At 49.4% G+C, this 22,473-nt stretch carries 20 protein-coding genes; 14 read left to right on the forward strand and 6 right to left on the reverse strand.

The window, feature by feature from the left end; all coding sequences use genetic code 11:
• Window positions 1–143: 143 nt before the first annotated feature.
• The 7 genes from OOT00_RS02405 (at window position 144) to OOT00_RS02435 (ending at window position 8,142) form a co-directional block, all read left to right on the forward strand.
• On the forward strand, window positions 144–1,514 hold the full coding sequence (locus OOT00_RS02405) for a M23 family metallopeptidase (RefSeq protein WP_265423692.1): 1,371 nt from the start codon (window positions 144–146) through the stop codon (window positions 1,512–1,514).
• Window positions 1,515–1,730: 216 nt separating this feature from the next.
• Window positions 1,731–2,903, forward strand: coding sequence for a homocysteine biosynthesis protein (locus OOT00_RS02410; RefSeq protein ID WP_265423693.1), 1,173 nt, complete (start codon window positions 1,731–1,733; stop codon window positions 2,901–2,903).
• A gap of 147 nt (window positions 2,904–3,050) precedes the next feature.
• Window positions 3,051–3,704, forward strand: a complete 654-nt coding sequence (gene lepB / locus OOT00_RS02415) for a signal peptidase I (protein ID WP_438266391.1) — start codon at window positions 3,051–3,053, stop codon at window positions 3,702–3,704.
• A 32-nt stretch (window positions 3,705–3,736) separates the two neighbouring features.
• Window positions 3,737–4,678, forward strand: coding sequence for an aspartate carbamoyltransferase catalytic subunit (locus OOT00_RS02420; RefSeq protein WP_265423694.1), 942 nt, complete (start codon window positions 3,737–3,739; stop codon window positions 4,676–4,678).
• Entirely contained in the window at window positions 4,662–5,933 is a 1,272-nt protein-coding gene (locus OOT00_RS02425) for a dihydroorotase (protein ID WP_265423695.1), read from the forward strand. The genes OOT00_RS02420 and OOT00_RS02425 overlap by 17 nt, the downstream gene beginning before the upstream one ends.
• A 121-nt stretch (window positions 5,934–6,054) precedes the next feature.
• Window positions 6,055–7,464, forward strand: a complete 1,410-nt coding sequence (locus OOT00_RS02430; RefSeq protein ID WP_265423696.1) for a sigma-54-dependent transcriptional regulator — start codon at window positions 6,055–6,057, stop codon at window positions 7,462–7,464.
• 378 nt (window positions 7,465–7,842) lie between these two features.
• Entirely contained in the window at window positions 7,843–8,142 is a 300-nt protein-coding gene (locus OOT00_RS02435) for a ComEA family DNA-binding protein (RefSeq protein WP_265423697.1), read from the forward strand.
• Between the two features lie 141 nt (window positions 8,143–8,283).
• Here the strand turns inward: OOT00_RS02435 and surE are convergent, their stop codons facing one another.
• Window positions 8,284–8,973, reverse strand: a complete 690-nt coding sequence (surE, locus tag OOT00_RS02440) for a 5'/3'-nucleotidase SurE (RefSeq protein ID WP_265423698.1) — start codon at window positions 8,971–8,973, stop codon at window positions 8,284–8,286.
• A 384-nt stretch (window positions 8,974–9,357) separates the two neighbouring features.
• Between surE and OOT00_RS02445 the strand changes: the two genes are divergently transcribed.
• The gene (locus tag OOT00_RS02445) at window positions 9,358–9,912 is read left to right on the forward strand and encodes a TetR/AcrR family transcriptional regulator (RefSeq protein ID WP_265423699.1); all 555 of its coding nucleotides are present in this window, start codon (window positions 9,358–9,360) and stop codon (window positions 9,910–9,912) included.
• A 225-nt stretch (window positions 9,913–10,137) separates the two neighbouring features.
• Window positions 10,138–12,243, forward strand: a complete 2,106-nt coding sequence (locus OOT00_RS02450; RefSeq protein ID WP_265423700.1) for an acetate--CoA ligase family protein — start codon at window positions 10,138–10,140, stop codon at window positions 12,241–12,243.
• Window positions 12,244–12,349: 106 nt separating this feature from the next.
• On the opposite strand, the gene OOT00_RS02455 is transcribed toward OOT00_RS02450, so the two are convergent.
• Window positions 12,350–12,772, reverse strand: coding sequence for an acyl-CoA thioesterase (locus OOT00_RS02455; protein WP_265423701.1), 423 nt, complete (start codon window positions 12,770–12,772; stop codon window positions 12,350–12,352).
• Window positions 12,773–12,987: 215 nt separating this feature from the next.
• Between OOT00_RS02455 and trmB the strand changes: the two genes are divergently transcribed.
• From trmB to crcB, 4 genes are all read left to right on the forward strand, one after another.
• A complete protein-coding gene (gene trmB, locus OOT00_RS02460; protein ID WP_265423702.1) occupies window positions 12,988–13,653 on the forward strand; it encodes a tRNA (guanosine(46)-N7)-methyltransferase TrmB in 666 nt (221 codons plus the stop codon).
• A gap of 101 nt (window positions 13,654–13,754) precedes the next feature.
• Window positions 13,755–14,492 carry a nucleotidyl cyclase domain-containing protein gene (locus OOT00_RS02465; protein ID WP_265423703.1) on the forward strand — a complete coding sequence of 246 codons (738 nt, stop codon included), beginning with the start codon at window positions 13,755–13,757 and terminating at the stop codon, window positions 14,490–14,492.
• Window positions 14,479–15,408, forward strand: coding sequence for a glutamate--tRNA ligase family protein (locus tag OOT00_RS02470; protein WP_265423704.1), 930 nt, complete (start codon window positions 14,479–14,481; stop codon window positions 15,406–15,408). The genes OOT00_RS02465 and OOT00_RS02470 overlap by 14 nt, the downstream gene beginning before the upstream one ends.
• A gap of 185 nt (window positions 15,409–15,593) precedes the next feature.
• A complete protein-coding gene (gene crcB, locus OOT00_RS02475; protein ID WP_265423705.1) occupies window positions 15,594–15,971 on the forward strand; it encodes a fluoride efflux transporter CrcB in 378 nt (125 codons plus the stop codon).
• Here the strand turns inward: crcB and OOT00_RS02480 are convergent.
• Window positions 15,949–17,655 (reverse strand): hypothetical protein, encoded by a 1,707-nt coding sequence (locus OOT00_RS02480; protein WP_265423706.1) that lies wholly within the window; start codon window positions 17,653–17,655, stop codon window positions 15,949–15,951. The two genes, crcB and OOT00_RS02480, sit on opposite strands and share 23 nt — an antisense overlap.
• Window positions 17,656–17,705: 50 nt before the next feature.
• Entirely contained in the window at window positions 17,706–18,209 is a 504-nt protein-coding gene (locus OOT00_RS02485; RefSeq protein ID WP_265423707.1) for an acyl-CoA thioesterase, read from the reverse strand.
• Window positions 18,210–18,728: 519 nt separating this feature from the next.
• On the opposite strand from OOT00_RS02485, the gene OOT00_RS02490 reads away from it, so the two are divergent.
• The gene (locus OOT00_RS02490) at window positions 18,729–19,034 is read left to right on the forward strand and encodes an integration host factor subunit alpha (protein ID WP_265423708.1); all 306 of its coding nucleotides are present in this window, start codon (window positions 18,729–18,731) and stop codon (window positions 19,032–19,034) included.
• A 101-nt stretch (window positions 19,035–19,135) separates the two neighbouring features.
• Here OOT00_RS02490 and yihG read toward each other — a convergent pair whose 3' ends face one another.
• Window positions 19,136–20,065 carry a 1-acylglycerol-3-phosphate O-acyltransferase, YihG family gene (gene yihG, locus OOT00_RS02495; protein ID WP_265423709.1) on the reverse strand — a complete coding sequence of 310 codons (930 nt, stop codon included), beginning with the start codon at window positions 20,063–20,065 and terminating at the stop codon, window positions 19,136–19,138.
• Window positions 20,066–20,277: 212 nt separating this feature from the next.
• Entirely contained in the window at window positions 20,278–22,443 is a 2,166-nt protein-coding gene (locus OOT00_RS02500; protein ID WP_265423710.1) for a FapA family protein, read from the reverse strand.
• Between the last annotated feature and the right edge of the window lie 30 nt (window positions 22,444–22,473).

Here is a 22,473-nt window from a genome sequence, read left to right on the forward strand (position 1 = left end):
CAAAAGTCAAGCCGATGTATCCCGGGGCATCGAAAAAAACTGTGACAGGCCGGTTCTCTACTTGATTCCCCATGGCCGAGCTGGTATGGTCTGCGACCAGAATGTATGCAGCAGAAAATCCATCCGTGAGGGGAAGCGTAAAGATGAAAAAAAGGGAAAGAACCAGCAGGCGCTGGTTAATTGTGCCCATGCTGGGGGTTCTGATTGGTATGCTCGTCTGGTTGCTGATAACCTGTTTTGAAGGACGAAAGCCGGAAATTCATCTGCTGATGGAGCATGCCAGTGTGGGGGATAATCAGGAAATTAGCCTGAACATCACAGATGAAGGTCGGGGTGTGAAGGAAGTGATGGTTTCCTTCTTCAAGGATGGCAGGGAACATGTGCTGGAGCAAAAGTTTTTTCCCGGAAGCAGCCTGCTCGGTGCAACCGGTGTTGATGAAGTACGCTTGTCCTTTGTCTTTACTCCATCTCAGCTGGGGATCACCGATGGCGCGGGTACCTTGAGGGTACGTGTGAGGGATGCCTCTTTGCGAGGGGGGTTGAAGGGTAATGTATCCTATCTTGAACGGGAAATGCGTGTGGATACAAGGCCTCCGGAAATCCGTGTTGTAACACGTCGGCACTATCTTGCGCAGGGAGGGGCCGGGCTTGTGGGATACCGTCTTTCCGAGCCTGTGGTGCGCAGTGGTGTAACGGTGGATGGAAACTTTTTTCCTGGCTGCGGAGGCTTTGGTCCGGAAAAGGATGTTTATCTTTCTTTTTTCGGTCTCGGACATGAGCCGGGATCCGGCGAGGAAATTTTCATTCTCGCGGAAGATTTTGCCGGTAATATCGGCCGGGCTGGTTTCCCCCACCATGTTAACGCCAGGCGTTTCCCTGAAGATAAAATAACCATAAGCGATCGTTTTCTGAATTGGAAAATGCCCGAGTTTCAGATCCCCGGAGGAGATCCGGAATCTCCTCTGGAGAAATTTCTTAAGGTGAATAATGTTCTCCGGGATAAAAATGAGGCAACCATTTTTGCTGCCACAGCGAAATCCAGTCCGGAGATCCTCTGGGACAGACATTTTCTGCCCCTGCCTGCTGCCGCCAACAGGGGCGGTTTTGCGGATCGGAGAATTTATTACTATAATGGGCAGGAGATTGACCGGCAGTTCCACATGGGAGTGGATCTGGCTTCCATAGCCCAGTCGCCCATCCCCGCAGCGGCATCGGGCAAGGTCGTTATGGCAGAAACCGTTGGCATTTATGGTGGAAATGTTATTCTGGATCATGGGTGCGGTTTGTTTAGCCATTATGCCCATATGAGCCAGATCGGCGTTGGTGTGGGAGATACGGTTAAGAGGGGTGAAAGCCTTGGCCTTACCGGTCTTACCGGGATGGCTGGGGGGGATCATCTTCACTTCGGGGTGATCGTGCACAACACTTTTGTGAATCCCATTGAGTGGTTGGACCCCAACTGGGTTGAAAATAATATTGCATCGAAACTCCGTGATATAGAAACCGGAATGTAGTTTTCCGGTGCAGCCGGATGTTGTTTTACCTGAAGGGAAGAAGTTCTTTTTTCGGGTTCTGCTACTGGCAGGATGGAATTCTCCGGAGCAGGAGATGCAAAAAGGATCTGTGACAGAACGTTACCTCGTACCATCCCGCTGTAACAGGCCGGATGACAATCTGAAAAGCAGGCTGTTTTTTCTTCCATCACCGTTGGGTGGAAGCAGGGAGAAGTTATGGGAGCATTTGAAGTCAATAAAACCTATCGGGAAATTAATGAGAAAATTGCTGCGGGCAAGGCTGTGGTGGTAACTGCAGAGGAAATGATTGATATTGTAGAAAATGAAGGTGCAGTCAAGGCTGCCAGAAGAGTGGATGTTGTGACCACGGGTACCTTTGCTCCCATGTGTTCTTCCGGGGCTTTTCTCAACTTTGGTCACGCCCAGCCAACCATTAAGGCGTCAAAAACCTGGTTTAATGGTGTGCCTGCCTATGGAGGACTGGCTGCCGTGGACTGCTATATCGGGGCAACGGAACCTACGGAAGAAGATCCTCTGAATAAGGTTTATCCCGGAAGTTTTAACTACGGCGGCGGCCATGTGATTGAGGACCTTGTGGCAGGGAAAAAGGTACACATGCGTTCAGAGGGGTATGGTACAACTTGTTACCCCAATCGTTTTTTTGAAAAGGACCTGACGCTTGCGGATCTGCCCCAGGCACTTTTATGCAATCCGAGAAATGCTTATCAGAACTATAATTGTGCCATCAATACCACTAAAAAAACCATTTATACCTATATGGGAACGCTTAAGCCCAGGATGGCCAATGCCAATTACTGCAGTGCCGGTGCCCTGAGTCCGCTGATGAATGATCCCTGTTACCGCACCATAGGGCTGGGAACCCGTATTTTTCTAGGAGGTGGGGTCGGCTATGTCACCTGGTGGGGAACCCAGCATAAGCCCCAAGCTCCGCGAACGGAAAACGGAATACCGACCACGCCTTCCGGCACTATTTTTGTGATGGGAGACATGAAACAGATGAAATCTGAATGGCTCAGGGGGGCGAGTATCCGGGGATACGGATGCTCTCTTTCCCTTGGTCTGGGTATTCCTATTCCTGTTCTGAATGAAGAAATGGCCAGGTATACAGGGGTGAAAGATTCGGAGATATTCACCCAGGTGGTGGATTATGCCATGGATTATCCCAACGGTGTTTCCCGAAGCTACGGGCAGGTGAGTTACGCGGACCTGAAGAGTGGAAGTATTACCGTTGAGGGTAAAATCATCCCCACCGTCCCTTTATCCAGCATGGTTAAAGGAAGAGAGGTGGCCTTGACTCTTAAGGAGTGGATAGAACGGGGGAAGTTTTTTCTGGGAGAACCTCAGTTTCTTCTTCCCGGTCCCGCCTGAAACAAGCTCCCCTCCTGATTTTGCAGGGAGGGGATTTTTTTGGCTGCAGACCAAGGCTGCTGGAGTTCCCTGTATAAGGTCCGCTGAGAAATGGCGCTTTATGCCCTTTTGATTGAAAGCGGGAGCACTGGAAATTTACGATAAGGCATGCGTGTGAAAACTAAGACAACTTCGGAGGCCATGCATTCAGCTCCAAAACCTTCGGTTCTGCGTGAAAATGTGGAAGCCATTATCATTGCCATTGTACTGGCCCTTCTAATCCGTACCTTCGGTGTTCAAGCTTTTAAAATCCCTTCGGGTTCCATGCTGGAGACCCTGCAGATCGGTGATCACATTCTTGTGAATAAGCTGTCTTACGGGTTGAATGTTCCCTTTTTTACCGGCCCCGTTCTGGGCGAAAAGTTGCCGGGCCACGGTGATATTATTGTTTTTGCATACCCTGAAGATCCACGTAAGGATTTTATTAAACGGGTTGTGGGAGTGGAGGGTGATCTTATTGAGATTCGGGACAAGCAGCTGTACAGAAATAACAGCCCCGTTCCCCATGAGACCTATGCTGTTTTTGAAGACAGTATGATCTATCGCAGGGAAATGAGCCCCAGAGACAACATGGGGCCGGTCCGCGTTCCGGAAGGTAAGCTTTTCACCATGGGGGATAACCGGGATGGCAGCAGTGACAGCCGGTTCTGGGGATATGTGGATGTCCGTGCCGTTAAGGGAAGGGCCTTTATTATTTACTGGTCATGGGATGGAGATCGGATGCGGCCCCGCTGGGGGCGTATGGGCCGTCTTATTTCGTGAAAGGGGCCGTTTTCAGGGCCGTGTGGAGGAGTATGCACTTTACTCAAAAAGATATTCTGGATATGGCCTCCCTTTCTGCGGAGGAAATTACCCATATTCTGGACACAGCGCAGGGCATGAAAGAAATTTCTCTGCGTCCGGTGAAGAAGGTTCCAACACTGAGGGGAAAAACCCTGATACTGTTTTTTCATGAAGCCAGCACTCGCACAAAAACATCCTTTGACATAGCGGGTAAGCGCTTAAGTGCAGATGTCATTGCTCTGGCAAAAAGCGGTTCGAGTATGGCCAAGGGAGAGAGTCTGCTGGATACGGTAAAAACCCTTGAAGCCATGCATCCCGATGTGGTGGTGATGCGACACGGAACCTCCGGAGCAGCTCAGTATATTGCGGGTCATTTGAAATCACCCGTAATTAATGCAGGTGACGGAAAGCATGCCCACCCTACCCAGGCTCTTTTGGATATGATGACCATCCGTGAAAGGAAGGGCCGTCTTGCCGGTCTGAAGGTTGCTATCATAGGTGATATTGCCCACAGCCGTGTGGCTCGTTCCAATATGGAAGGTCTGATCAGAATGGGCGCAGAAGTTCGTGTTGCCGGTCCGCCGACCATGATCCCCAAGGGTGTTGAGGAGGTGTATGGGGTAAAGGTTTTTTCGGCTGTGGAAGGGGCTTTGGAAGGTGCGGATGTGGTGATGATGCTGCGTATTCAGAAAGAGCGTATGGAAAATATTCTTTTTGCATCGGAAAGGGAGTACGCAAGAACTTTTGGCCTGAGTACAGGCCGCCTTGCCCTGGCCCATCCGGACGCACTGGTACTCCATCCTGGTCCCATGAACCGGGGTGTTGAAATTACAGACGAGGTGGCCGATGGTCATCATTCTGTGATTTTGGATCAGGTTGAGAATGGTGTAGCCCTGCGTATGGCTTTATTTTATCTTTTGGCTGGAGGGATGCGGCATGCAGATGAAGATTGAAAATGGTCATGTGCTGGATCCGGGAAATATGGATGGCATTCGTGATATCTGGATTCATGACGGACGTATTGCTGCTGTAACGGAACCTGGTGAGTGCCGGGACAGGGCGGATGAGATTTTCGATGCCACCGGTCTTGTGGTAACACCGGGGCTGATTGATATGCATGTTCATTTGCGGGAGCCGGGTCAGGAATATAAGGAAACCATCGAAACGGGGTGTCGCGCTGCGGTGCGGGGCGGGTTTACGGCTGTTTGCTGTATGCCCAATACCAGGCCGGTGAATGATCATGCCGGTGTTACGGCATGGATCATTGCCCAGGCAAAAAAAGCAGGGCTTGCACGCGTTTATCCGGTGGCGGCCATTTCCCGAGGTCTGGAAGGCAGCCAGCTGAATGAGTATGCCGATCTGAAATCGGCTGGTGCCATAGCCTTGAGTGATGACGGCATGCCGGTGAACAGCGGGCAGATGATGCGAAGGGCCATGGAGTATGCAAAGGCCTTTGATCTCTTCCTTATATCCCATTGCGAGGATCTGAGCCTGGTGGCCGGTGGTGTGATGAATGAGGGGGAAACGGCCACAAGGCTGGGGCTTGGGGGAATTCCCAATATTTCAGAGTATCTTATGGTACAACGGGAAATAGGGCTGGCGGAATGGACCGGTAGCCGCATTCATATTGCCCACGTCAGCACCCGTGAGTCGGTGCAGGCCATACGGGAGGCCAAGGCAAGGGGGGTTCAGGTGACGGCTGAGACGGCACCTCATTATTTTTCCCTGACGGATGAAGCGGTAGGTCGCTATAATACGGCTGCTAAAATGAACCCCCCACTACGCAGCGAGGCGGACCGAAGGGCCATCATTGACGGACTTGCGGACGGAACGCTTGACTGTATTGCTACGGATCATGCACCCCATGCATCCATGGAAAAAAATGTCCCCTTTGATGAGGCCCCCAATGGTATCATCGGGCTGGAAACTTCCCTTGGGCTCTCTCTGAAGCTTGTTCATGATGGTTTTTTGAGTCTGAAAGACCTGATCCGGGTGATGAGTAAAAATCCAGCGCGTATTTTGGGGTTTACTAATGATTTGACTCCCGGTGCACTGGCGGATCTGACCCTGATGGATACGGCAGCATTCTGGGAAGTGGATCCATCCGCTTTTGCCTCCTTAAGCCGAAATACGCCCTTTGGAGGTTGGCAGCTTCATGGTCAGGCGGTTGCAACGATTGTGGAAGGCCGTGTGGTTTTTCGGAAATGATAGCTGTCTGATATCCACTTTACGTTGAAAAAATCGGAACGGATTGTTTTTTTTCGCTGTTGCCGGAAAACGGGTTTGCAGTCTGTCGCTGCCTCAAAGGCTGGCAAGGGAGATGATGTTTATGGGTGTTGGAAATGCCGGTGGCAAGCATATTCTTGTGGTTGACGATGAGTTCAGCATGCGGGAGTTTCTGGAAGTGATGCTGAGTCGCGAAGGGTATGAGGTAACAACCGCCGAGAATGGCGCAGCGGCACTGAAATACCTGGATAAAACGGACTATGATTTGCTCCTGTGTGACATCCGGCTTGGCGATATGACAGGTTTGGATGTGCTGCGGGCAGCCAAGGAGAAAAAATCGGAGGCTCCGGTCATCCTGATTTCCGCCTATGCAACAACGGAAACCGCTGTGCAGGCCATGAACGCCGGTGCCTATGATTACTTACCCAAACCCTTTGCCAATAAGGAACTTCTTCTGACCATCGGTAACGCCATGACCATGCGGACACTTGAAGAAGAGCGCAGGGCTATGGCGGATACGATGAAAAAAACACTGCGTTTCGGACGAATTATTGGAGATAGTCCGGAAATGCAACGAATTTTTGAACGTATAACCCAGGTTGCCGCAACCCGAACCAGTGTGTTGATTTCCGGTGAATCCGGTACGGGCAAGGAGCTGATAGCGAGGGCTATCCATGATTCATCTCCCAGGGCTGCCAAGGCTTTTGTGGTTGTGAACTGTGGAAGTATTCCTGAAAATTTGATGGAAAGTGCTTTTTTTGGTCATAAACGAGGCGCTTTTACCGGTGCCAGTGCAGATCAGAAAGGATTTTTTGAGGCGGCCGATGGCGGAACTGTTTTTTTGGATGAGATTTCAGAACTGCCCCTTTCCCTTCAGGTAAAGCTTCTGCGGGCACTTCAGGAACGTAAAATTCTTCCTGTGGGTGGTACTCAGGAGATCCCCGTGGATTTTCGCATTATTTCAGCAACGAACCGCAGTCTTGAAGAAGCTGTGATCATGGGGAAATTCCGGGAAGACCTTTTTTATCGCCTTAATGTGGTGGAAATCCGCCTGCCTCCATTGAGGGAGCGTAAAGAAGATCTGAGAATGCTGGCTCAGCATTTTCTGGACAAATATGCCAAAGAGATGGGTAAAAGCGTTACAAAACTTTCTTCCTATGCCATTGATCTGTTGCAGCGCTATGATTTTCCCGGTAATGTCAGAGAGTTGGAAAATCTCATCGAACGATCTGTGGCCCTTTCCTCTACCAATATTATCCTTCCGGAAAGTCTTTCTCTTTCTTTTCATAAAAGGAGAAATATTCAGAAGGAAGATTCGTTTCTGGCGGAAATGGATGCTCTGGATGAGGTTGCCACGGGGGTTCAGCTGGATGCTATTTTAGAAAAACTTGAGAAACGTTATCTTGAAAAGGCCATGGAGCTGAGCCGGGGGAGCAAACAGAAAGCTGCGGATCTTTTGGGTATAACCTTTCGGTCTGTACGTTATAGACTCCGTAAATACAATATGGACTAGGGATTTTCAGGATCTGAGCTGCTGAGCTGGGAATCCGGAAGGCTGTGACTGGTTGGGTGTCATTCCTGTGGTATGGCACGGATTATTTTTGGTTTATGGGTCCTGTTTTTTGCCTGTTGTTGAACAAGGGTTTTCCTTGTTTTGCAGCAGGTTTTTTTGTTGCTTTGCATGAAAAAGCTTGATTTGTTGATTTTTTTAAAGGATAAAAAATGGCGATATTTGATGATTTGACTTGCCGGTACTGTTTATATTCATTTCGCATGATCCTGGACCATCAATATGGTGTATTGTATCCAGTATGTATTCAGGTGGACGCTTGGCATCAGTTAGATGATTCTGATGTCCTTTTTTGTATATTCTGAATGGAAAGGTTTGTTCATGAATGGTTTGAACATGAGAGTGCTGTTGGCGATGGGAGCCTGTTTGTTTGTGGTCCTGATGGCGGGGCCTGCTTTGGCACAGACGACAGACCGGATCGACATTAACACGGCCAGCGTAGAAGAGCTGATGGGGCTTAAGGGCATAGGGAAAACCTATGCCGAACGTATTGTTTCCCACCGTGAGAATGTGGGGCCTTTCACCGCAGTGGATGATCTGATTCAGGTGAAGGGTATTGGGGCGAAAACCATTGAGCCGATACGGGATCGCATTATGGTGTCGCCCGTGAGGACTCCCTGACAGTGGTAGTCCGGTTTCAGGTTGGGAAGAGGTCTTGCGTCCGAAGGGCGGAAGACCTCTTTTTGCTGAGAGTGGTTGCAGGCTCAGGTAGAATGGGTTGTCTGGGTAATTTGGATTGGTATCTGCAAAATAACGATGCTGTTAAGGTTTCAGACGGCTGAAGGAGACTTTACCGCTGAAGCAGATATCCACATCGGAGCCTGCTGGGCGTGGTCTTGTGTGCATGTCTGCTGTATAGGCGTAGCGACCTGGATCGCTGAGGACGCAGGTATCATAGGGCGTGGTCTCCGGAAAGGCTGGTTCCCATTCCGGAATTTTTCCCGAACCTGCCTGTGCCTGGGGCAGGTTGATATTAAAAAAGTCCAGAGGTCCGAAGGGAATATCCATAAATTCCGGCAGCAGAACAGCCAGAATTTTACAGGCCGCGTCCCAGTCCGGCTTCTGACCGGCGGCAATATACTGGGAAAAGGCCATGGCCGGTTTTCCCTGAAAGGCAGCCTCCCTTGCCGCTGCAACGGTTCCGGACAGGTAAATGTCATACCCCAGATTGGCACCGATATTGATTCCGGAAAGCACGAAGTCTGCTTCAGGAACAATCTGGTTCAGGCCGATGCGGACACAATCCGCAGGAGTTCCGTATACACGGAAGCGATTATTTTTTTCTTCCCTTACTTCCACCGTATCCCATATGGAAACCCTGTGGCTGATGCCGGACTGGGGCGTTGCTGGAGCAAGGATAACAAGGCGGCCCAGGGGACGGACAGCTTTTTCCAGTGCCAGAAGCCCCGGAGCATCCATGCCATCATCATTGGTTAGTAAAAAGGTCTGCATTCAATCCTCGAATCCATGTTTGGTTGGTAAAAGCCATACCGATTTCTCCTGAAAGTCTATCAGGATTCCGCTACTCTGACAAATAAGGCTTGCGTCTTATTGGATTTAGAGACGTTCTGATATGCGTATCCGTATGAGAGTGCAGGGTAGGTATATTCTGTGAATAAGTCTTCATTAAAAAGAAGATGTGTTCGCATAATATATTGATTTGATTTAAAAAAAAATAGCTTGAAAAAATTTCCGGTCAAGGGTAGGTAATACTCACTTTATACAATGTGGCTGGTTCGGAAGAAAGAGGTTCGGGAAGAATCTGATAAAGGCTTCTGACTGCGAGGCTCCATGACCCTGACCGTTAAAAAATTACCACCCGGTAGAATTAAAATCATGCACGCACTTCGTCTTCTTTTAGAAGAACATGGTTTTGATGCCATTACAACGGCCGAAATAGCCCGGGTGGCGGGTGTTACGGAAGGTCTTATTTATAAGTACTTCAAAGATAAGAGAGATCTTCTTTATCAGGTTCTTGAAGAAATGTTTGAAGGAGTGATTCTGCGGATCCGTGCGCGTTTAGACCGGCAGGATAAGGTATTTCAGCGCTTATATGCCTTTATGGATGAAACGGTTCTCGTCTATGCCAGCCAGCGTGTGTTTGCCCGTATCATACTGATTGAAGTTCGAAGTCTTCCGGATTTTTTCAACAGTCGGGCATATGAGTGTGTGCGGGTTTACAGCGGCATGCTTCAGGATATTCTGGAACAGGGTGTAAAAAATGGCTGTATCCGTAAAGATCTTGACGTGCGATTTCTAAGGGACACTCTTCTGGGTGCCATTGAGCATACCTGCCTCTGGGGAGTTCTGTTTCATAGGGAGATGGATGTTCAGGATGTGGCTGCACAATTGATGCAGCTTGTTTCGGAAGGCATTGTTCCTTCTGTTTAGGGGGGCGGGACGAGTAACGGGGGCACTCCGCAAGGAGGTATGGTCCTGATCCCTGTTTTTGTAAAAAGAGATCCTTTTGGGGGCTATGTTGCGCTGCTGCATAGGGTGCAGCTTTGTAAAAACCATGGGCATGGGTCCGGTTCCTTTGCCGGAGAATGAGGGTGGGTGTTGCTTACTTTTGAAAACATACGCTTTTCTTAAGAGAGCTGGAAGGGAGTTTTTGGCATGGAAACTATGTTCAACCCACAATCTTTGGTTATTTTCGGTCTTTCTGCCAAACAGGATAATGTGCCGCGATTGATTCTGGAAAACCTGTTACGCTGGGGATACCGTGGGCGTATTTTGGGTGTGCATCCGGGGGGGAAGGAAACTCAGGTTGCCGGGATAACGATGTATCAGGATGTTGAAGAGTTGCCCATAGTACCGGATCTGGCTGTGCTGCTGATTCCGGCACGGTTTGTGCCGGATATGGTAAAAAACTGTGGGCGTTTTGGCATCCGCCGTATGGCTTTGCTTTCCGGAGGATTTAATGAGCTGGGAGAAGAAGGGGAGCTTCTTGCATCCAGAGCGGTGGCCCATGCAAAGGAATATGATGTTCGTTTCATTGGTCCCAACTGCCTGGCTCTTGCCAATACGCGAAGTGGGCTTTGTTTACCCTTTGTTCCCATCCATAAGCCGCCGACAGGTGGCTTCTCCATGATTTCACAGAGTGGCGGACTCGGTATTTTTCATTGGAATCATTTGAAAAATGAGAATGTAGGACTGGCGAAGTTTGCCAGTATCGGTAACAAGCTTGATGTATCTGAAGTAGAGGTTCTGGAATACCTTGGAAAGGATCCGGACACCCGTATCATAGGCATGTATCTGGAATCCGTAACCGAAGGTCGGGCGTTGGTGGAAGCTGCCAAAAAAATTGATAAGCCCATCCTGATCTATAAGGCCAGCGTCACTCAGGCAGGTCAGCAGGCAGCCATGAGCCACACGGCAGCACTGGCATCGGATGAAGGGGTTATGGATTCGGCTTGTAAGGAAGCTGGCATTATCCGTTTGCACAGGTTTGAAGATTTTATTGATGTAAGTAAGGCTTTTGAGCTCCCGCCCCTGAGGGGAAACAGGCTGATGGTGATGAGTCCCATTGGCGGTGGATGCGTGATGATGGCGGATAATTGTGAAAACAACGGTTTTGTTATGGCCGATCCAGGTACTGCCTTTTATGAGGACATGCAGAAAAAAGGCAATGCCGGAATTATTCAATTCTCTAATCCGCTGGATCTTGGTGACGTATACGATATGAATCATTATGCATCGATTTTTCATGGGGTGATGCACAGTGATGGGGTGGATGGTGCGGTGTACCTGAGCCAGTGGCCGGATATGCCGAAAACCGGTGAAAAGGATGTGTTCACAAAACTCTTTCAGACAGATGTTTCAAGGGAGGCCATCGGCGCCGTACGATCATCGGGAAAGCCATTGGGGGCGGTGCTCTGGGGACGGTCTTCTACTTTGGATACAATCAAACAGAACCTTGGCTATCCCCTTTTCAATACTCCGGAAGGTATGATTTACGGGCTTGCCATGCAGCGAGATTTTTATGCAAAAAGACTTGCCCTTGCAGGAGAAGGCAATCGACCTTCTGCTTTCTGTACGAATGAGGTGAAAAAACTGATTGGGCAGCACACAGGCGATGTGGGAGAAGATTTTCTGGATGTGCTGTCGTCCCATGGTATCCGCGTGCCGGAGAGTCGAATGGCCGTTTCTGAGGATGAAGCCGTGGCTGTTGCTGAAGCCATGGGGTATCCCGTGGTGCTGAAGGTCGTGAGCCCCGATGCCCTGCATAAATCCGATGTGGGAGGGGTGAAGGTCGGGCTACGGGATGGTGCTGCCGTTGCGAGGGCCCATGGAGAAATCCGGGATGCACTTAAAAAGCATCTGCCTCTTGCCCGTTTTGAAGGGGTTCGTGTGGTCGCCATGGCTCAGGAAGGGCATGATATGTTTGTGGGTGCCAGTCAGGATCCTTCCTTTGGTCCGGTTGTTTTTTTTGGTTATGGCGGGGTATTTGTGGAAATTTTCAAGGATGTGGACAGCCTGATCTGTCCCACGACGCCGGAGAAGGTGGAGGACCGTCTTTTCGCCCTGAAATCCTATGCCCTGCTTGAGGGCGCAAGGGGGGGGATGAAAGTGGATACCCGGGCTTTCTGTCAGTTGGTTGCAAAGGTGTCCCTCCTTGTGGCTGCCCATGCTGAAGTTGTTGAGCTGGACCTGAACCCTGTGCGGATATTCAAAGACGGAAGCGTGATGACACTGGATGCCCGGGCTCGGGTTGTGCGTTAGGTTTTTCTGTTGAACCGCAGAGATTGCCGATGCATCATGATAAATCATGGAACAGTGTTCTTTGGCTGCTCCATGGTATCAATGATACGCCATTTTGCAGCGCATGTTATCGGTTTTCATGGATGACCGGGAGAAGCCGCAGGCGTTCACTGATTTCTCCTTCCATGGGAAGGGCTTTGTGCCCCCGTTCTCTGGAAACGGCCACAAAGGTTACATCCGCTTCCGCGCAGAGTGTATCCGTGTCTGTAAGGAAAATTTGCTGGCGGAGCACGGCGGATTTGGCTCCGTATTTCAGAATACCCGAGCGGACTTCGATAACTTCGTTTACTTCTATGGAGCGCTTGTAGCTGATATTAATATTAACCACAAAAAAAGACAGCCCTCTTTCAAACCATCCTTTCAGATCCATATAATCTTCAAACAGACGCCATCGCCCTTCTTCAAGAAATTCAAGATACCGTGCATTATTGACATGTCCATACATGTCTGCGTGGTATCCACGGATGCGGATAACCGGAACACCTTTCATATAAAACTTTCCTTTTTAAAAATTGACCAGTACCTGTCTTATTCCCTGGGAAAAAGGGGGCTATCATCTTGGTGGGTACTTGTCAACAAAGACAGGCCGGGTTCAAGGTCTTTTTATCGTTGGGGTACCTTTCCTTTGAAAGGATATTTTGGTAAGGAGGCGGTGTGTTGTGTGTATTGGATAACGGATTTTTTATGTGAGAAAAGAGTGGTGCTGTGGGAAGAAAAAAAAGTTATCGTTACAAAGATGTCCGTAACAGGGAAAGGGTATTGTTTCCGGCCCTTTGCGGTGTGGATCCCATATGTCTGAAACCGTCATGGCCTGTGGATCTGCTGAAGCCGGAGCAGGGTGTTGTGCTGGAGCTGGGATGCGGTAAAGGCGAGTATACTCTGGCTCTGGCTGAGCGTTATCCTGAAAAAAACTTTATCGGTGTTGATCTAAAATCGGACAGACTATGGGTGGCAGCCACAAAAGCCATGGAAAAAGGTCTGGAGAATGTATGGTTTGTCCGGGCGCGGATTGACCATCTGTCAGCCTATTTCCCGAAAAATTTTGCAGAAGCCATATGGATACCCTTTCCGGACCCTGCACCCGGTAATCATTCCGGTAGGAAACGTCTGACATCACCACGCTTTCTGGAAATTTACCGGGACTTTCTGAAACCATGTGGGATTGTCCGGTGCAAAACGGATCATGAGGGGCTTTATTCCTTTACCCTTGATAATCTTTTCAGTGCGGGGGCCCGTCTGCGCAGGGCAGTGGAAGATCTTCATGCATCGGATATTGATGATCCGGATATAGTTGGCATTGAAAGTCATTTTGAGAAAGAATTCCGTAAAAAAGGGATTTCCGTTAAATTTATGGAATTTTATCTGGAATAACGTAGGCTGCCTGAAGTATGAAGTAAAGAAAATCTTGGAGAAATTACCGCCGCATGGATCTTGTATCCCTGTGGAGGGAAAACAGAAGGAGAGCTCATCGTATGGCATCTTTTTTTTCCCGCCTGGGCCCATGGGGATGGGCTTTCTGGATTCTTGTATGCTGTTTTCTTTTTACCCAGTATTCGACAGCACAGTTTGTTTTGGGTTTTCTGGATGCGTTTGACGGTGCTGAAGAACAGCATGTTTTTTGGGTGTCTCAGTCCATGCCCTGGTTTTTTCTGAAAAATATTCTGCTGAGCCTTGGGTTGCCAGCGGTCAGTCTTCTCGCCTTTCTGGTTTTCGGAAAAATGAAATCAGAGGAGGGGGCGTACTTGTCTTTGCCCCGCGTCTGCAGCATGGAGAAGGTTTTTGACCAGTGCGTTTACCGGCAGCGCCGTGAGAAACGTCCCTTTTCGCTTTTATTCTGTCGTTGGCATATGGATGAACGGGGCCTCATGGGATTCTATGGCAGAAGGAAAAAGGTTATGCTGGCAGAGTTGCTTCAGGTAACGGAAAAGGAAGTCCGTCTGACGGATTATCTGGTGCCCGTCAGCAGGGAAAGCTTTGTTATTCTGGTGGACGGGGGGGCTGAGGAAGGTCAGGTTCTTTCCAGCCGTATTGACAGGAAAATAGCCCTTGTCTTTGCTCCGGAAATGGAGGGCTCTGATTTCAGGCTATGCTGGGGTTTGGCTCCATACAGACCCGGAGACAGTCTGTATGAATTGATGGAGCGTGCCAGCCGAAGCTTGGAGAAAGAATCCGGTGCTGGGAACATGGGGGTGGGAGATGGTGCCCCATAAAGGACCTCTGGTGTCAAGGCTGGCTCCTACCCCCAGCGGATTCCTCCACGCGGGAAATGCTTTGAACTTTATTGTCACATGGCTTTTGGTACGCAAACAGAAAGGTCTCCTCAATCTGCGCATTGACGATATGGATGGCATCCGTACCCGCTGGGATGTGGTGGAGGATATTTTTTACTCCCTTGAATGGCTGGGACTGGACTGGGATGGAGGACCTGCTGGGCCTGATGATTTTTTTACTCATTTTTCCCTTATGCACCGAATGGATGAATACAGATGCACTCTGGATGATCTGATGGCAAGAGGGCAGGCATACTGCTGTGACTGTTCCAGAAAAAGTGTCGCGGCCATATCTTTTGGTCGTGGTTATCCGGGGCTCTGCAGGGAAAGGGAAATAGGTTTTTTAGCTGGAAAAACGTCCGTACGGCTCAGGGTACCCGAAGAGACGAGAATCAGGGTGGCAGATCAGGATTTTTGGCTGGACCGGTGTTTTGGAGATTTTGTTTTGTGGCGCAAAGAAAATTTTGCCGCTTATCAGCTGGCATCCGTCTTGGAAGATAGCCGGATGGGGGTGAATTGTATTGTACGGGGTGCCGATCTCATGGACTCCACGGCGGCCCAGCTTTTCCTTGCAGACAGACTGGGGCTGCAATCGTTTCCTGACACCTTTTTCCTTCACCACGGTCTGATTCTGGGAGACGGTGGCGAAAAGCTTTCCAAATCCAGAGGAGCATATGCATTGAATGATATGCGTGAGTCCGGTGCATCCCCTTCCTTGATTTTTACCATGGTGGCTTCTTTTTTGAATCTTCGCCATGATGGCGTCAGCAGCCTTCGAGTGTTACAGGAGCTGTTTGATGAGAGTTTCCCCTACCCTGAGAGTGTGGCGTCCTTGCTGTGTAAGGCGGCCTGGTAGTCTTTTGATGGCAAGGCAGGGTGTTTCTGAAATATTGTGTATGCTGTGAAGTGTTTCTTGGGTCTGGCATATCGCTCCAGAGCAATGAATGATGGCTCTAAGGTTACTTTTGTATGCGTCTTTGGTCTGTCGCGATAGCAACGTGAAGTCGGCGAGAAAAACCGGATGAGAAAGCAGGAAATACAATGCTGCAGCATATACTGATGGTAGCTGTGGGAGGCGCTTTTGGAAGTCTTTGTCGCTATGGCCTTTCCATGGGAGTCTATAGTCTTCTTGGGCGTGAATTTCCATGGGGAACGGCTTTTGTGAATCTGGTTGGCTGTTTTCTTTTTGGTCTGGTATGGGTTATGGCAGAAGAAAAAAATATGATACCTGAGGAATACCGTATTCTGATTTTAGTGGGATTTCTTGGAGGACTCACCACCTTTTCCACCTTTGTGTTTGAAAGCTCGGGTCTCATTCACCATGGAGACTGGCTACGCTTCGGGCTGAATGTGATGGCCCAGAATATTCTTGGGCTTATGGCCCTTTATCTGGGCTTCAGTCTGGGCAGGCTGCTATGATCTTGTCCTGAGGCCGGTGGATGGTAAGCTGAGGGAAGGGGATGGTCCAGTTAAAACGGTTGCCTGCTTCTATGCTGAGTTGATGCAGAAGCCGCTGGAGTGCAAGATAGTCTTCGGCAGCCTCAGAAGAAAAAACGGTGAAGATTCTGATGTTGAGAGAAGACTCTCCCGTTTCCATAAGTTCCACATTGATGCGCTGAAGGCAAGGTTCAAAACCTGCCTTTGCTACGCCGGTCTGCATGTGGAGGCGGAGAATATCGGGAATGGCTCCTGTCACATCTGCCTTATGCCGGTAATCCAGTCGCAGAATGGCCTGAACGCAGAAGCTCTTTGTGCTGAGATTATGGGGAGACAGGCTGAGGAACTCCACCGAGGGCCATGTTTTTCGTATGCCTCCTTCCAGTTCTCCCACCACCTGTTCGGGTGTCTGCAGAATAACTTTGGCAATGGTGCCGTCCGCAAAAAGCAGGATGTCGTTCTTGCGACAGGGAAACCATGGCTCGGTTTCCATAAAAGGCCTTGATTGCATGCCAACGAGATGTTTCAGGGGAATGCGCAGCATCCCGCCTTCCAGTTCGGGGTTGATGAGAATTCCTTGCAGGCCAAGTTTTTGAACCTTCCAGGGAAGACCTCTATGGATGACCCGTTCCCCCTCCCGCAGTGTTCCCATATTCAGAATGAGTTTACCCTGCTCCCAGAACTGGGCCATGCCGTTTCTGGCAGACCATGCCAGAGCTATGAGCAGCAGGAGAGCAATACTCAGCAGCATCCAGTCTCCGAAGGCATAGAGAAGGAGCAGGGCTGCGCTGATGGATACAATCGCTGTTGTGCTGTGGAAGACAACCTGAAGGAGGCGGTGATAGAAAGGTGGCGGAGACTGTTTCTGGCGGTGGCTCCATTTCCAATAGGCCAGCCGCAGCAGTAAAAAAGTACCGATAAAGGCGGAAAAAGCCAGAAAAAGATTGCGGCCCCTGGTTTTAACAAAGTTAACGGTGCTTTTCTGCATGCTGATCAGTATGGGTTCCTTGGGATCCGTTTTCTGATCCAGCTGGAAGCTTAACCTGCGGATCTGCCGGAGGGCTTCTTTTTCCCTTTCCTGCCAGCCCAGCATCAGGTCTGCCAGATGGTGATGGAGCTCCAGGTTATCATTGATCTCCATGAAATTTTCTATTTTTGCTATGGCATGGCGGATTCTGGGCAGGTTGGTTTCATAAAATGCGATGTCCTTTCGTAATCGTTCCAGTTCCCTCGGTCTGGATGTCATCTGCTTCATCCCTTCAACGAGGGGACGCAGCACCTCCATGATTTCTTCTTCTATCCGAAAGGGCTTCAGGGGCTCATGGCTGGTGCTTTCCACTTCCATACCCGTTGCAATGGATTCAAATTCTCGCTGATAGGCATCCTTGAGTGTCATAAGATAGCGGAGTTCAGATCGGATGGCTTGTCTGCGTTCTTCGATTACGGCTGTTTCATATTCCTCTTCTTTTGCGTTGATATCCCTTTTCATGGCTTCCATGGAGAGGCGGAGATCATTGAGTGTATCAAGGGCTGAGGGAGGTCCTTCCTCCTGAAAAGGGCGGTGGATACCGGGGGAACCTGATATATCCGGTACCAGAAAAAAAAGTGCTGCCAGCAGAGTCAGGCTGATGAGGGCAAATTTTTTCCGAAAGGATGGTAGGGACATAAGGGTTCCCCTCTGATTGTTTCGGGATACAGGATCTGCATCCCGTGAATTTATGGACAGAGTTCCTGGTTTTCCTGGCAGGCTTTTTCTTTCTGTTTTTCCGCAAGGCGTACTTTGCGTCGTTCCATCGCTTCCCGATTGCGCCGTTTTTCGTCCTCATTTTCAAGGACCAGAGGGGGCATGGATGCCGGTTTCATCTGGTCGTCAAGGGCGACGAAGGTGAGGTAGGCGGAAACCACATGGCGTATTTTGCCGGTGAGCACATCTTCTGCTTCCACGCGCACCCCGATTTCAGCAGATGTACGGCCCACGAGATTCAGGCTGGCTTTAATGATGAGAAGATTGCCAATGAAAACAGGATTGTAAAAATCAAGGCGATCCACAGAAGCTGTTACGCAGAGTTTTCTTGCATGGCGGACGGCAACAACTCCGGCAGCATTATCAATATATTTCATGATAACACCGCCATGGACATTTCCGGCAGGATTGGTGTCTTCCGGCAGCATGAGATGGGAAAGGATAACGCGGCTTTCCCTGATGGTTTTTCCTTGCATGGTTCAATTCTCCATAATAATGGCGATCCGCTGTAAGCCGATCGTCCCTGAGTCGGAAAGGGGTTTTTTAAAGTAACGTATCACCTTTACTATAGAAGGGGTTTCCTTTTTTTGTCAATTACCCATTCCTGATTTTACAAGTCTTTCAGAGAAAAGAATGGTCTTGTTTTACTGACTCGCATGGTTCTGCGGTGAAGATTTGTGTGATATATCAGATAATGAAGCCATGCAGATGCAATATACCGTTTCTGCTTGATTTTTTTCGAAACATCCGTATGCTTTTTATCCGTGATAAGGGCAAACTTTTTTTCAGGTGTTTTTCTGTCGGCCTGTATGGGAGTAGCATTTTTGCAGGGAAAGATGATTTTTTACGATCTTTCAGAAAAGAAATACAGTCTGGAAAAGTCTGCTTGCTGCTGTGAAGTAAAGCTGGTCGCTGTGGGGAGCGCGGCGAAGATATATATCTGACTGGTTTGTCGGCATATTGTCCGTAAGGATGCAAAGGGAGGGATACGAGGAATGACACTCACGAAAAATCATGTGGCGGATGAGGTTCAGCAGGCCCTTGGAGTTTCGCGTAAACGCAGCATGGAGCTTGTGGAAATATTGCTTGAAATTGTCAAAAGCAGTCTTGAATCTGATAATGATGTGCTGGTCAGCGGGTTTGGTAAGTTCTGTGTTCGGGAAAAAAAACCCCGGCGGGGGCGCAATCCTGCCACAGGAACAGACATGCTACTGGATGGTAGAAAGGTGGTTACCTTTAAGTGCTCCGCCGTATTGAGGGACCGCATCAATTCCGGTAAGGTTGAGTCGCCTGGCTCATAAGGGGAAGCAGGGCCAGAGAATGAAGTGGGAAAGTTCGTTTTTGTCAGAGTGCCGGGTTCCAGCCTGAGATCTTTGTGGTGTCCGGATGGTCCCCCTATCGATTATGCGGCTTCTTTTTTTGCGGTAATGGTGTCAAGCCAGACATCCTGCTGCATCTGAGAGAGCCGTTTTTCTTTTTCCTGCCAGAGAGTGTTCAGTTCTTTTTGAAAAATGTTTCTAAAATCCGGATCATTAAAATAGTCTCCCCTTAGTTTTTCATGAATGGGCAGAGAGCGGATATGCATGCGTATGAGAGGTGTTTTTCCACTGACAAACTGCCAGAAGGTTGGGATGCCTCTGGGGTATGCAATGGTGACATCCACGATCTGATTCATCTGTGTTCCCATGGCCGCAATCACAAAAGCCGTACCAGCCGCTTTCGGCTTGAGAAGTCCATGAAAAGGGCTTTTCTGGCGGCGGTGTTTGGCCTCTGTGATGCGGGTACCCTCCACAAAATTCATTATGGAGACGGGAGTGGTTCTGAATTTTTCACAGGCTATGCGGGTAGATTCCAGATCTTTTCCCTTTTTGTGAGGATGTTTCAGTATGTATTCCCTGCTGTAACGTTTCATGAAGGGGAAATCGAGGGCCCACCAGGCAATACCCATAATGGGTACCCAGATGAGCTGTTGTTTGAGAAAAAATTTAAGGAAAGGAATTTTTCCTTTCATGATTTTCTGGAGGGCAAGGATATCCACCCAGCTCTGGTGGTTGCAGAGGACCAGATACCAGCCATGGGGAGAAAGGTTTTCTCCACCCCGTACATCCCACTGGGTGGGCAGAAAAAAAGAGAAGGTGATGTTATTGACGTGAACCCAGAAGGTGCTGATGAGGATGAGGACGCGGGTTATCAGTTTACGGCTGCCCTTCCATGGGACCATCAATTTTACAAAGGTGAGCAGAATGATGGGAATAAAAAGAGTTGTGGTGGACAGTGAGAGGATGGTGATTACAAGTACACCGCGTAAGAAAGAGGGAAAAAGAGTCTGCATGGTGAGTCCCCTGTTGTAAAGGTCAGGCTTTCGACAATGAACCATGCCATGTAGCAGGGTAAAGGGAGAGCGGTTACTTCCGAACAGAGAGGTCCCCTCCGCTCATTGCGGGGGGAAGCATAAACGTGCACGGAGTCAGTATGGTAAAGATAGCAAAGTCATTATTTTTTGAAAAGTCGTGGATAGGGCTTATGACATTCCTTTGACAATTCCTAGCGGATAATGCGAATCACATATTCTTTTCCATCGGGTCCCTGCAGTTCAACTTCACGTACCATCACCCGGGAACAGGCTTCCTTCAGGGTGGCTTGAGCCTTTCTGCCTATTATCCGCGTTCCGGCATAAGCTGTTTGATTGACACGCAGGAGGGCAATGGGCGTACGCTGGGCAGCCCATTCTTGCAGGGCCTTTTTTTCCTGCTGTTTCTCCTCCAGACCTTTTTCAGCCAGCCTGATTTCTTCTGTGGCTGTTTTATGTTCCTCGTCAATGGATTCCTGACGCTGGAAAAGTTCTGACAGCCTTTTTTCGGCAGCCTTCATGGTCTGTTCCAGCGTTTTGATAAGGGCAGGTGCCTCTGTTGCTGTTGTTTCCGCGTCCTCAAATTTTTTCTGTTGAATCAGTTTCAGCTTCAGGCCCGACCGGTCCTGTATCTGGGCCGTCTGGGTGATAAGGGCCATGAGGTTTTTGTTTTCCTCCTCCAGCTCGACAGGGATCTTTTTTTTCTGCCTGAGGGATTCATTCCGCGTTTCAATTTCGGTTTCTATCTGGTCAAGCCCTTCCTGCAGTGGCAGATCCACGCCGATATAGAGGGTGGAAGGGTCGGATATTTCCGTACCAATACTGCCGGCCTCTATGCCCTGCCTGGCGGCAATGGTGGAGGCGATGATTTTACCGCTGCGGATATTGCATCCACCGGAACAGGCAATGTCTGCATCAATAATTTCACTGGCCACTGTGACATTGGCCAAGGTGCGTATTTTGGATTTGTTGATGAAACGTGCCCTCACATCCCCCTCGGTTTGAACTTCTCCTTCCGTGATTCCGTTTGTTATGATCACATCTCCTTTGGCGGCAATGATGCCTCCGTCAAGGGATTCTGCCGTTACATGGAAGGCTTCTACCCGAAAGCCGGCAGGTATTTTACCGGTTATACGGACTTTACCCTGATACTGAATATGGCCGGTCTCATAGCCCACATCGCCCTTAACAAGAATTTCATCCATTACGGAGATTTCGCCGGAAGCCCGGAGGGTGGGCTGTCCATCGATTTTTGCATAGATTTTCAGTTTGTCATCGCTGGTGTAAACGCCGGTTCCGGCTTTGATTACAGGGTCTTTTACTTCCGGTACCATGATAAGGTGACCAAACACATCGACCCCGTTGCTGCCTTTGACGGCTGGTTGTTTTTCCGCAAGGAGACTTCCTTGCGGAACATGGGGGATGGTTCCCCTTTCCCGGAAATCAATGCGTCCATCATCGGAAAGCATGGCACCGCTTGAAAGAAAATCCGATGGGAAGTGGAATGTGACACGGCCATCTTTGCCTTCTCGGGGTATTTTTCCTGTGGCAATTTTGAACTGTGACTGGCGGATATTTTCAAAGCGGATAAAACCATCAACAAGGGAGATGTCAACCAGCCCGGTTACAACTCCTTTTGCCTGTACCCAAAGGAAAATATCTTCTGCTGAAGTAGCCGCCGGTAAAGGGTGTACTGCCTGGATAAAGGCTTCCATGGCATTATCGCTGATCTGCAGGCGAAGGAAGGCATCCAGTTCGGAGGCAGGAGTGGACTCTGTTTGATTTTCTTGATGGATGATTGTCTGCGGTGCTGGATTAAGGGTCGGTTCTTCGCAGACTGGGTCCGTTGCCGGCGGTGAAGTGCTGGCGTCTGGAAGAGAGTCTGCGGAGGGTTTGGGAGAAGGTTGGTCACATTTTGAAAGCGCATTGAGAACAGCTTCTAGCTGTTGGGCGCGAAGGTGCCCCTGTTGCACGAGGATATCCCCAAGGGGAGGACTTATCCCTTTGGTACGGAAAATGGTTTTTTGAATTTCAAGTGCCTGATCCAGAGTAGGCTGCTGAATCCACTGAAGATGAAGAATAGCCGCAGCCAGGCGTTTTTCCCTGTTTCTTTGGAGCCATATGCTACGGGCTTTATCCAGCTTTTTGATTTTATCGACTGTCATTCCGGTATGATTTTTCAGGATTTCCAGAATGTCTGACCTTGGGTCGGAGATACGTTGCTCTTTCCATTGTGCCATGATTTTTTCTATGGCATCGGAGGTGATATCTCCAGAGTGAAGGGCCATTTTCAGCACAATGGGGATGGCCGTTACGGGAAGGGCCATGGTATTGCCGCAGTGGCTGCATGCTGCTGTCATACCGTCCATGGAAGCCGGAAAGGTGTGCTG

The organism is Desulfobotulus pelophilus (genome assembly GCF_026155325.1).
GTDB classification, from domain to species: Bacteria; Desulfobacterota; Desulfobacteria; order Desulfobacterales; family ASO4-4; genus Desulfobotulus; species Desulfobotulus pelophilus.

Excerpts from the sequence above, each read along its gene's own strand:
- OOT00_RS02405 (WP_265423692.1), top strand. The coding sequence starts at position 144 with ATGAAAAAAAGGGAAAGAACCAGCAGGCGCTGGTTAATTGTGCCCATG.
- OOT00_RS02410 (WP_265423693.1), top strand. The coding sequence starts at position 1,731 with ATGGGAGCATTTGAAGTCAATAAAACCTATCGGGAAATTAATGAGAAA.
- lepB (WP_438266391.1), top strand. The coding sequence starts at position 3,051 with ATGCGTGTGAAAACTAAGACAACTTCGGAGGCCATGCATTCAGCTCCA.
- OOT00_RS02420 (WP_265423694.1), top strand. The coding sequence starts at position 3,737 with ATGCACTTTACTCAAAAAGATATTCTGGATATGGCCTCCCTTTCTGCG.
- OOT00_RS02425 (WP_265423695.1), top strand. The coding sequence starts at position 4,662 with ATGCAGATGAAGATTGAAAATGGTCATGTGCTGGATCCGGGAAATATG.
- OOT00_RS02430 (WP_265423696.1), top strand. The coding sequence starts at position 6,055 with ATGGGTGTTGGAAATGCCGGTGGCAAGCATATTCTTGTGGTTGACGAT.
- OOT00_RS02435 (WP_265423697.1), top strand. The coding sequence starts at position 7,843 with ATGAATGGTTTGAACATGAGAGTGCTGTTGGCGATGGGAGCCTGTTTG.
- surE (WP_265423698.1), bottom strand. The coding sequence starts at position 8,973 with ATGCAGACCTTTTTACTAACCAATGATGATGGCATGGATGCTCCGGGG.
- OOT00_RS02445 (WP_265423699.1), top strand. The coding sequence starts at position 9,358 with ATGCACGCACTTCGTCTTCTTTTAGAAGAACATGGTTTTGATGCCATT.
- OOT00_RS02450 (WP_265423700.1), top strand. The coding sequence starts at position 10,138 with ATGGAAACTATGTTCAACCCACAATCTTTGGTTATTTTCGGTCTTTCT.
- OOT00_RS02455 (WP_265423701.1), bottom strand. The coding sequence starts at position 12,772 with ATGAAAGGTGTTCCGGTTATCCGCATCCGTGGATACCACGCAGACATG.
- OOT00_RS02465 (WP_265423703.1), top strand. The coding sequence starts at position 13,755 with ATGGCATCTTTTTTTTCCCGCCTGGGCCCATGGGGATGGGCTTTCTGG.
- OOT00_RS02470 (WP_265423704.1), top strand. The coding sequence starts at position 14,479 with ATGGTGCCCCATAAAGGACCTCTGGTGTCAAGGCTGGCTCCTACCCCC.
- crcB (WP_265423705.1), top strand. The coding sequence starts at position 15,594 with ATGCTGCAGCATATACTGATGGTAGCTGTGGGAGGCGCTTTTGGAAGT.
- OOT00_RS02480 (WP_265423706.1), bottom strand. The coding sequence starts at position 17,655 with ATGTCCCTACCATCCTTTCGGAAAAAATTTGCCCTCATCAGCCTGACT.
- OOT00_RS02485 (WP_265423707.1), bottom strand. The coding sequence starts at position 18,209 with ATGCAAGGAAAAACCATCAGGGAAAGCCGCGTTATCCTTTCCCATCTC.
- OOT00_RS02490 (WP_265423708.1), top strand. The coding sequence starts at position 18,729 with ATGACACTCACGAAAAATCATGTGGCGGATGAGGTTCAGCAGGCCCTT.
- yihG (WP_265423709.1), bottom strand. The coding sequence starts at position 20,065 with ATGCAGACTCTTTTTCCCTCTTTCTTACGCGGTGTACTTGTAATCACC.
- OOT00_RS02500 (WP_265423710.1), bottom strand. The coding sequence starts at position 22,443 with ATGACAGCAGCATGCAGCCACTGCGGCAATACCATGGCCCTTCCCGTA.